The 9,132-nt window shown below is 71.9% G+C and carries 7 protein-coding genes and 2 pseudogenes; 4 read left to right on the top strand and 5 right to left on the bottom strand.

The window, feature by feature from the left end:
* Both ACQKIP_RS31455 and ACQKIP_RS31450 read right to left on the bottom strand, forming a co-directional pair.
* Positions 1 to 327: pseudogene (locus ACQKIP_RS31455) on the bottom strand (glycoside hydrolase family 3 protein); the annotation flags it as partial.
* Positions 328 to 701: 374 nt separating this feature from the next.
* Positions 702 to 1,622 (bottom strand): LysR family transcriptional regulator, encoded by a 921-nt coding sequence (locus tag ACQKIP_RS31450; protein ID WP_365857596.1) that lies wholly within the window; start codon positions 1,620 to 1,622, stop codon positions 702 to 704.
* A 123-nt stretch (positions 1,623 to 1,745) separates the two neighbouring features.
* Between ACQKIP_RS31450 and ACQKIP_RS31445 the strand changes: the two genes are divergently transcribed.
* Positions 1,746 to 2,816 (top strand): EamA family transporter, encoded by a 1,071-nt coding sequence (locus ACQKIP_RS31445; RefSeq protein WP_365857598.1) that lies wholly within the window; start codon positions 1,746 to 1,748, stop codon positions 2,814 to 2,816.
* On the opposite strand, the pseudogene ACQKIP_RS31440 reads toward ACQKIP_RS31445, so the two are convergent.
* The 3 genes and pseudogenes from ACQKIP_RS31440 to ACQKIP_RS31430 all read right to left on the bottom strand — a co-directional run.
* A pseudogene (locus tag ACQKIP_RS31440) lies at positions 2,770 to 3,486 on the bottom strand (sugar phosphate isomerase/epimerase family protein); the annotation flags it as partial. The gene ACQKIP_RS31445 and the pseudogene ACQKIP_RS31440 overlap by 47 nt on opposite strands.
* Before the next feature lie 10 nt (positions 3,487 to 3,496).
* Positions 3,497 to 4,453 carry a bifunctional helix-turn-helix transcriptional regulator/GNAT family N-acetyltransferase gene (locus tag ACQKIP_RS31435; RefSeq protein ID WP_365857599.1) on the bottom strand — a complete coding sequence of 319 codons (957 nt, stop codon included), beginning with the start codon at positions 4,451 to 4,453 and terminating at the stop codon, positions 3,497 to 3,499.
* A gap of 121 nt (positions 4,454 to 4,574) precedes the next feature.
* Positions 4,575 to 5,639: a LacI family DNA-binding transcriptional regulator gene (locus tag ACQKIP_RS31430; RefSeq protein ID WP_365857601.1), complete on the bottom strand. Its 1,065-nt coding sequence runs from the start codon at positions 5,637 to 5,639 to the stop codon at positions 4,575 to 4,577.
* A gap of 121 nt (positions 5,640 to 5,760) precedes the next feature.
* On the opposite strand from ACQKIP_RS31430, the gene ACQKIP_RS31425 reads away from it, so the two are divergent.
* The 3 genes from ACQKIP_RS31425 to ACQKIP_RS31415 are packed head-to-tail and all read left to right on the top strand — an operon-like array spanning position 5,761 to position 8,920.
* Positions 5,761 to 6,927: a Gfo/Idh/MocA family protein gene (locus ACQKIP_RS31425; RefSeq protein ID WP_365857603.1), complete on the top strand. Its 1,167-nt coding sequence runs from the start codon at positions 5,761 to 5,763 to the stop codon at positions 6,925 to 6,927.
* Positions 6,924 to 8,081, top strand: a complete 1,158-nt coding sequence (locus ACQKIP_RS31420) for a dihydrodipicolinate synthase family protein (protein ID WP_365857605.1) — start codon at positions 6,924 to 6,926, stop codon at positions 8,079 to 8,081. Before ACQKIP_RS31425 ends, ACQKIP_RS31420 begins: the two co-directional genes overlap by 4 nt.
* A complete protein-coding gene (locus ACQKIP_RS31415) occupies positions 8,078 to 8,920 on the top strand; it encodes a sugar phosphate isomerase/epimerase family protein (protein ID WP_365857607.1) in 843 nt (280 codons plus the stop codon). Before ACQKIP_RS31420 ends, ACQKIP_RS31415 begins: the two co-directional genes overlap by 4 nt.
* Positions 8,921 to 9,132: the final 212 nt, after the last annotated feature.

Below are 9,132 nucleotides of genomic sequence, written 5' to 3'. Positions count from 1 at the left end.
GGTGTTGTGGGCCCAGCCGAAGTAGATGATGCCGCCGAGGTGGTACTTGGCGACCGCCTCGGCTGCCGTACGGACGCCGAGTTCTTCGAGGTTGGAGTCGATGTCCGCCTGGTCGGGCTCGGTCGCGGAGTGGCCGTACACATGCATCACGAAGAGCTGGCCGACCTTCTCCTCGAGGCTCATGCGGGAGATGATCTCCCGCAGCTTCCGGTCGCGACCGCGGTCGCCGCCGCCCGCCGCGTGGGCTGCGGAGGGCGCGGCGAGGGCCGTCGCCGCGACGGCCGTGGCGGTGAGCAGGGTACGTCTGGAGGCGTTGCGGTGGGACATGTGCGCTCCTTCGGAGACGGAAGCCGGACCGGAGCCGGACTGGGGAAACCGGCTGAAGGAAACTTTCCGGGTGTCACGGATATCCCGAAGATTTCTGCCGGTCAAGACAGGCGGCAGACATGGTGGAGGCGATGGGGCGGTCACTGTGGAGGAGAGGGGCCGCCACCGGCGCTGGTGGAGGGGGGCGCACCGGTGACGGCATGCTGCCGGCCGCGGGCGGCAGAGAGGGTGGTCAGCGTTCGCAGCCAGCAGCGATGCCGACACCGCCGCGCGGAGACTCACCCGACAGCACGACATTTGGACGGCGGTGTCGGCACGCGGGTTCCCGGTAGAGGGCGATTTCCGGAAAGTGGTACGAAGGGGATTCCTGAGGCTCAGGAGGCCGTCTCCACGGGCGCGGCGTCGGGCCAGTGGGCCTGGAGCGTCCGTACCGTCTCGGCGATCGCGGGGCGCCGCGAAGCCCCCTCCCGCCACAGCGCGTAGAGCCGCCGCACCGGCAGCGGATCGAGCCGCACGGTGACCGCGCCGTCCGGGACCGGGCCGCGGCCCAGGCGCGGGATCAGGGCGATGCCGAGGCCCGCCGCGACCAGCGCGACCAGGGTGGGGTTCTCCTCGGCGTGGTGCGCGATGTCCGGCTCGCAGCCCGCCTCGCGCAGGGTGCGCACCAGCCAGTCGTGGCAGACGAGACCCGGCGGCTGGGTGATCCACCGCTCGCCCTTCAGCTCCTCGCGGCGCACGGAATCGCGCCCCGCGAGCCGGTGTCCGGCGGGCACGACGAGATCGCAGAGGTCGTCGCCGATGACGGCCTGCCCGATGCCCGGCGGCGTCGGCAGCGGCGCGATGTCCCAGTCGTGCACCACGGCCATGTCCACCGCGCCCTTGGCCACCAGGTCGATGGAGAGATGCGGGTCGACCTCCGACATCCGGGCGTCGAGCGCGGGATGCCGCCGGGCGAGATCCGCGAGGACGCCGGGCAGCAGGCCGCGGGCGGCGGAGGCGAACGCGGCGATGGTCAGCCGCCCGGCGGGCAGCCCGCGCCGCTCCTCGAGCTCCGTCTCCGCGCGCTCCACGATCGCCATCAACTCCTGTGCGGTGGCGGCGAGATGGCGTGCCTCCTCGGTGAGCGCGACGCCCCTGCCCTGCCGTTCGAGCAGGGTGGTGCGGGTCTCGCGCTCCAGCTTGGCGATCTGCTGGGAGACGGCGGAGGGGGTGTAGCCGAGCGCGGTGGCGGCGGCGCCGACGGTGCCGTGCACGGAGACGGCGTGCAGGGCGCGGAGCCGGGCGAGATCGAGCACGGAAGGGCCTCCTGAAGCGTCGGCGACACCTGTCGGCGTCACTCGATCCATTAGCGTTGCTTCATCCCATCATGCAGAGATCCGCGCTGGTCCTACATGGTCGGGGCGGGTGATCCTCGACGCATGCGACCCGCTCATGTCCTTCTGGCCGTCCTCGTCGCCGCCGTGTGGGGCGTCAATTTCGTCGTCGTCGAGGTGGGTCTCGACCACTTCCCGCCGCTGCTCTTCTCCGCCCTGCGCTTCCTGGTCGCGGCACTGCCCGCGGTCTTCTTCGTGGGGCCGCCGAAGGTCGCCCGGAAGTGGATCGTGGGCGTCGGACTCGTCCTGGGGGTGGCCAAGTTCGGGTTGCTGTTCATCGGCATGGACGCGGGGATGCCGGCCGGTGTCTCCTCGCTCGTGCTCCAGGTCCAGGCGGTGTTCACGGCCCTCTTCGCCTTCGCGGTCCTCGGCGAACGGCCGGGGCGCGTACGCCTGATCGGCATGCTCGTCGCCCTCGCGGGCATCGGCGTCGCGGCGGTCGACGAGGGGGAGGCGGGCCCGCTCACGGCCTTCGCGCTGCTGATCGGCGCCGCGGCCTGCTGGGGCCTCTCGAACGTCCTGACCCGCAAGGCTGCCCCGCCCGACTCCCTCAACTTCATGGTGTGGGTGAGCACGGTCCCGGTGCTTCCGCTGCTCGGCCTCTCGCTGCTCTTCGAAGGGCCGTCCGCGGATCTCGCCGCCCTGCGCTCCCTGGACTGGCAGGGCGCGGGCATCATCGTCTACGTCGCGTGGATCACGACGGTCTTCGGCTTCGGCGCCTGGGGCTACCTGCTGCGCCGCCACCCCGCGTCGACCGTGGCGCCCTTCTCGCTCCTGGTCCCGGTGTTCGGGATGTCCGCCGCTGGGCTCTTCCTGGGCGAGTCGGTGAGCGGGCTCGGGTGGTGCGCGGCGGCGCTCCTGGTCGGCGGGGTGGGTCTTACGTCGCTGGCGGGGGCCGCCGGGCGGGGCGGTTCCGGTGCCGGGCGCGGTGGTCTCGCTGCCCGGCGCGGCGGTTCCGCGGCCCGGCGTGGCGGCCTTGGTGTCAGGCGTGGCGGTTCAGGAGCCGTGACAGGAAGTCCCGTCCCGGACCCAGGAGTTCCGGCAGCGGAGCCGCATCCTCGTACCACCGCTTCTCGTACTCCCAGCACAGCCAGCCGTCCCGGTGCTCACCGCTGAGCAGCGCGTCCACGCACTCGGCGAGCGGCAGCACGCCCTCGCCGAGGGCCAGCGGCGTCGTGTCGTCGGCCGACGCGATGTCCTTCACCTGTACGTAGCCGAGGTACGGGGAGAGAGCCGCGTGGCTCTCGGCGGGGGTCTCGCCGCCGAGCCAGGTGTGCATCACGTCCCACAGGGCGCCCGCGTGCCGGTGTCCGACCGCGCCGAGCACGCGGGTCGCCGCGGCGCCGGTGCGGTGCGAGTCATGGGTCTCCAGGAGGATGCGTACGCCGAAGTCCGCGGCGTGCTCGGCCGCGGTGCCCAGGCGCCGGGCGGCCGTCGCGTCGGCCTCCTCCGCGCCCTGCTCGGTGCCGCCTCCGGGGAAGACGCGGATGAAGGGGGAGCCCAGGTCGCGGGCGAGGGTGAGCAGGGCGTTTATCTCGTCGAGCACGGGCCCGTCGTCGCCGGGAGCCGCCACGCGCGCGTACCCGGAGATGCCGAGGATCTCGACGCCCGCGGCCTTGAACCGGGCCGCCACGTCGGCCCGTTCGGCCAGGTCGATGCCCGGGTGGACCGGCTCTTCGGGATGCGCGCGCAACTCGACGCCCTGATAGCCGTGGGTGGTGGCCAGGTGCAGCACGTCGGCGAGGGGGAGTCCGGGCACGCCGAGGGTGGAGAAGGCGAGTTTCATGACGCAGACCTTAGGGGGTGTCCGTACCGGCCAGGTGCAACTGCCAGTCCTGCCCCACCAGGTCGACGCCGAACGAGCGGTGCGGTTTCTCGTCGACGAGGACGAATCCGTGCCGCTGATAGATGGCGCGGGCTGCGCCCAGGATGTCGTTGGTCCACAGGACCATCTCGCGGTAGCCCACACTCCGGGCGAAATCCACGCAGGCGCCGACGAGTTGATCCCCGATGCCGTGGCCGCGGGCGTCCGGCTCCACGAGCAGAAGCCGCAGCCGGGCGGTCCCCGGCGCCTCGTCGCGCACGCACATCACGCACCCCACGCGCCGCCCGTCGAGCTCGGCGATCCAGGTCCGCTCCAGGTGGGGGTCGTGGTCCTGCGCGAAGTCGGCGACGATCCGGGCGACCAGGCCTTCGTAGTCGATGTTGAACCCGTACTCGGCGGCGTACAGAGCGGCGTTGCGCTCCACGATCCACCCGAGATCGCCCGGCCCCGGCTCACGCAGGAAGGGGCGCGGTTCCGCTGCCCCGCCCCCGCCGTGGCTCAAGATCTCCCGCACGGTGCGCATCGCCTCCGCGAGACGGGCCCGCTGGGCGGAGGGGACGTCCGAGAGCAGCGAACCGACGGCCTCGCTGGACCGCTCGTCGAGCAGAGCCGCGGTCTCGCGTCCCCGCGCGGTGAGCGTGATGCGCTGGCGCCGCGGATCGCGCGCGGAGGGCGCCCGCTCGACGATCCCGCCCTTCTCCAGCTTGGCGAGCAGACGGCTCAGGTAACCCGCGTCCAGGGTGAGTTCGGAGCGCAGATCGGCAGCGTCCAGATGCCGTCCGTGATTGAGCTCGTACAGCACACGGGCTTCGGTGAGGGTGTACGGGACGTAGAGCTGGCGGCTGTAGTCGAGGGCGCCGATGAGGTTCGTGTAGAAGCGGTTGAAGGCCCGGATCTCTTGGACGGGCCGAACGGCGGCATGCGGCATCGCGCATCACTCCAGGGGGGCATCGAGGCGAATCACCCTTGACTGAGTCAACGCTACGCCGGGCGGCCCATGACCGCCATGGCCTGACCGGAACGTACTGCTTCGGGCTGCCGGCCTGATCTCAGCGCGGCGGCGCGGTCGACCCCCGCACCATCAGCTCCGCGGCGATCGTCGCCACGCCGCCGGGGGGTGCCTCCTCCGCGCCCGTGGCGAGGCGGCCCGCGCGGGCGCCCGCCTCGTACAGCGGCAGACGTACGGTCGTCAGGGCGGGCACGGCGTCCACCGAGAAGGGCAGGTCGTCGAAGCCCGCCACCGAGATGTCCTCGGGGATGCGCAGGCCGCGGTCGCGCAGGGCGGCCGCCGCGCCCAGGGCGACCGTGTCGTTGGCGGCCACGATCGCGGTCAGGTCGGGGGCGCGGCGCAGGAGTTCGAGGGTGGCGTCGTAGCCGGACGCGCGGGTGTAGGGGCCGTGGACGGTCAGGTCGTCCTGGTCGCCGTTCCCCGCGGTCCCGGCGCCTGCCGCCGCCAGCGCGTCCCGGTGGCCTTCGAGCCGGTGCCGGGTGGTCGTCCGCTCCACGGGCCCCGCCACGTACCCGATCCTGCGGTGCCCCAGCGTCAGCAGATGCTCCGTGAGCCGCCGCCCGCCGCTGCGGTTGTCGAAGGTGAGGGTGGCCACCGCCGCTTCCGAGTCATCGAGGGGCGGCCGTCCGCAGAGCACGATCCGGGTTCCCGCGTCCGCGAGGCGTGCCAGCTTCGCGGACATCGCGGCGGCGTGGGCGGGGTCTTCCAGGGCGCCGCCGGTCAGGACGAGAGCGGCGGCGCGCTGGCGCTGGAGCAGGGTCAGATAGGTCAGCTCGCGCTCCGGGGAGCCGCCGGTGTTGCACACCACGGCCATCCGCTCGCCGCCTGCCCGCCCGCCGGGGCCGCCGATCTCGGACTGGACGGCGCCCGCCATGATCCCGAAGAAGGGGTCGGCGATGTCGTTCACAAGGATGCCGACCAGGTCGGAGGTGGCCGCGGCGAGCGAACTCGCGGGCCCGTTGAGCACGTAGTCGAGATCGTCCACGGCCTTCAGGACGCGCTCCCTGGTGGCCGCCGCCACGGGGTAGTTGCCGTTCAGCACGCGGGAGACGGTCGCGGGGGAGACCTGAGCACGGGCCGCCACATCCGACAGGGTCACGGTCATCTCGTCGTCCTCCGGTCACGGCTCTGGTCCGAAGCCCTTGTCCGAACCTTGTGCGGCAGGCTAGCTTCTTCCTGGATAGAAAGCGCTTGCTATCCGCTTACCTGCGTCCGGAGGGACCCCTGTGACTCGCAAGACGGTGCGCATCGCCATGAACGGTGTGACGGGACGGATGGGCTACCGCCAGCACCTCGTCCGCTCGCTCCTCGCCCTGCGCGAGCAGGGCGGACTGCCCCTCGGCGACGCCGACGGCACGGTGCTGTGGCCCGAGCCGGTCCTGGTGGGCCGCAGAGAACACGCCCTGCGGGAGATCGCGCGGCGCCACGGACTCGACCCCGAGTCGAGCGTCTCGACCGACTTGGACGCGGTGCTCGCCGACCCGACCATCGACATCTACTTCGACGCGCAGGTCACGTCGGCCCGCGAGGAGGCCATCAAGCGGGCCATCGCGGCGGGCAAGCACATCTACACGGAGAAGCCGACCGCGACCGGCCTCGCCGGAGCCCTCGAACTCGCGAGCCTGGCCAAGGCCGCCGGCATCAAGCACGGCGTGGTCCAGGACAAGCTCTTCCTGCCGGGACTGCTCAAGCTGAAGCGCCTGATCGACGGCGGCTTCTTCGGCAAGATCCTCTCCGTCCGCGGCGAGTTCGGCTACTGGGTCTTCGAGGGCGACTGGCAGAGCGCCCAGCGCCCCTCCTGGAACTACCGCTCGGAGGACGGCGGCGGCATCGTGGTCGACATGTTCCCGCACTGGGAGTACGTCCTGCACGAGCTGTTCGGCCGGGTACGCAGCGTCCAGGCACTGGCCGCGACCCACGTACCGCAGCGCTGGGACGAGCAGGACAAGCCCTACGACGCCACGGCTGACGACGCCGCGTACGGGATCTTCGAGCTCGAGGGCGGCGCGATCGCGCAGATCAACTCCTCCTGGACGGTCCGCGTGAACCGCGACGAACTGGTCGAGTTCCAGGTGGACGGCACCGAGGGCTCGGCGGTCGCGGGCCTGCGCAACTGCCGCGTGCAGCACCGCGCCGCCACCCCCAAGCCGGTCTGGAACCCGGACCTGCCCGTCACCCACTCCTTCCGCGACCAGTGGCAGGAGGTGCCGGACAACCAGGAGTTCGACAACGGCTTCAAGGCGCAGTGGGAGCTCTTCCTGAAGCACGTGTACGCGGACGCGCCCTACCACTGGGACCTGCACGCGGGCGCACGCGGCGTGCAGCTCGCGGAACTGGGCCTGAAGTCCTCGGCGGAGGGCCGCCGCATCGAGGTGCCGGAGATCGCACAGTGACGCTCCTGCTCCCGCGCGCGGACGGCACCACGCGCCCGTACGACCCCCGCCGGACCCCCGCGCAACCGGCGCCCGGCAGCTCCCCCCTCACCTCCCGCACGGTCTTCTCGGCGGCGCACGTCGTCGCGGACCCCTACGCCGACGTTTCCCCGGACTCCCCGGCGGCCGTCGACTGGGACGCCACCCTCGCCTTCCGCCGCCACCTGTGGGCGCAGGGCCTGGGCGTGGCCGAGGCGATGGACACCGCCCAGCGGGGCATGGGCCTCGACTGGAAGGGCGCCGCGGAACTGATCACGCGTTCCGCGGCGGAGGCGAAGTCGGCGGGCGGCGCGATCGCCTGCGGCGTGGGCACGGACCAACTGACGGGCCCCGCGGACCTCCCGACGGTCCGCGCCGCCTATGAGGAACAGCTGGCCCTGGTCGAGTCGAGCGGCGCACAGGTGATCCTGATGGCGTCGAGGGCGCTCGCCGCGGCGGCGAAGACGCCGGACGACTATCTGGGGACATACGGCCACCTGCTGCGCCAGGCGAGCGAGCCGGTGATCCTGCACTGGCTCGGCCCGATGTTCGACCCGGCGCTCACCGGCTACTGGGGGAGCGAGGACCTGGACGCGGCGACCGAGACGTTCCTCGAAGTCATCTCCGCGCACCCGGACAAGGTCGACGGCATCAAGATCTCCCTCCTCGATCCGGGGCGCGAGATCGCTCTGCGCCGCCGCCTGCCCAAGGGCGTGCGCTGCTACACCGGCGACGACTTCAACTACCCCGAGCTGATCGCGGGCGACGAGCAGGGCTTCAGCCACGCCCTCCTCGGCATCTTCGACCCACTGGCTCCGTTGGCGGCAGAGGCGGTGCGGCTCCTGGACACGGGCGACACGAAGGCGTTCCGCGCCACCCTCGACCCCACGGTCGAGCTCTCCCGCCACCTCTTCCAGACCCCCACCCGCTTCTACAAGACCGGGGTGGTCTTCCTGGCCTGGCTCGCGGGCCACCAGAGCCACTTCACGATGGTGGGCGGCTTCCAGTCGGCACGCTCGCTGCCGCACTTCTGCCGGGCGTACGAACTCGCCGACGCCCTGGGTCTGTTCCCGGACCCCGCGCTTGCCGAGTCCCGCATGAAATCCCTGCTCACGGTGTACGGAGTCCAGCAATGAGCAACGACGGCGAGGGCCTGGCGCGCTTCTCCATCAACCAGATGACGGTCAAGCAGCTCTCGCTGCCGGAACTGGTCGCCGCATGCACGCAATTGGGAGTCCCCGGGGTGGGCCTGTGGCGAGAGCCGGTCCAGTCCCACGGCCTGGAGGCAACCGCGAAACTGATGCGCGACGCGGGTCTGACGGTCACCACGCTCTGCCGGGGCGGCTTCCTCACGGCGACCGACCCGCACGCGCGCGTGCGGGCCATCGACGACAACAAGGCGGCGATCGACGAGGCGGCGACGCTGGGCACGGACACGCTGGTCCTGGTCTCCGGCGGGCTCCCCGAGGGCAGCAAGGACCTCCACGGAGCGCGCTCCCGCATCGCGGAGGCGCTCTCGGACCTGGCCCCGTATGCCGAGTCCCGCGGTGTCCGCCTGGCCATCGAACCCCTCCACCCCATGTTCGCCTCGGACCGCTGCGTGGTCTCCACGCTGGCCCAGGCGCTCGACCTGGCGGAGCAGTTTCCGGCTTCGCAGGTCGGGGTCTGCGTGGACACGTACCACGTGTGGTGGGACGACAGGGCCCCCGCGCAGATCGACCGCGCGGGGCGCGGCGGCCGCCTCCACGCCTTCCAACTGGCCGACTGGATCACCCCGCTGCCCGAAGGCGTCCTGAACGGCCGCGGCCAGCTCGGCGAGGGCGCGATCGACCTCCGCTCCTGGCGAGCCCTGGCAGAACAGGCGGGCTACGGGGGCCCCATAGAGGTCGAACTCTTCAACGACACCCTGTGGACCCAACCAGGCACAGAACTCCTCAAAGCAACAACCCAAAGCTACCTACAACACGCCACCTAACCCTGGCCCCTGGGCCCCGCCCAACCCCCTCCCACTCACCCCGCATCCACCCTGACCGAACAAGCTCTCCCACCCACGCCCGTTTGCCCCGCAGTGACGGGGCGGGTGGCGTGCGCTGCGGTCAGTTGTGGGGCGGGTGGTAGTGCGGCTGGGGCGGGGGCGGGTGCTTCGGCCAGGGTGAGGCGTGGGCGGTTAGAACAGCGGGGGAGGGG

The organism is Streptomyces sp. NPDC059900 (assembly GCF_050270335.1).
Classification (GTDB): Bacteria; Actinomycetota; Actinomycetes; order Streptomycetales; family Streptomycetaceae; genus Streptomyces.
This window is presented reverse-complemented; position numbering and strand designations above follow the sequence as displayed.

What these genes read in the sequence shown, in the direction of transcription:
- ACQKIP_RS31435 (WP_365857599.1), bottom strand. Translation starts at nt 4,453, where the DNA reads ATGCCGCATGCCGCCGTTCGGCCCGTCCAAGAGATCCGGGCCTTCAAC.
- ACQKIP_RS31430 (WP_365857601.1), bottom strand. Translation starts at nt 5,639, where the DNA reads ATGACCGTGACCCTGTCGGATGTGGCGGCCCGTGCTCAGGTCTCCCCC.
- ACQKIP_RS31415 (WP_365857607.1), top strand. Translation starts at nt 8,078, where the DNA reads ATGAGCAACGACGGCGAGGGCCTGGCGCGCTTCTCCATCAACCAGATG.
- ACQKIP_RS31445 (WP_365857598.1), top strand. Translation starts at nt 1,746, where the DNA reads ATGCGACCCGCTCATGTCCTTCTGGCCGTCCTCGTCGCCGCCGTGTGG.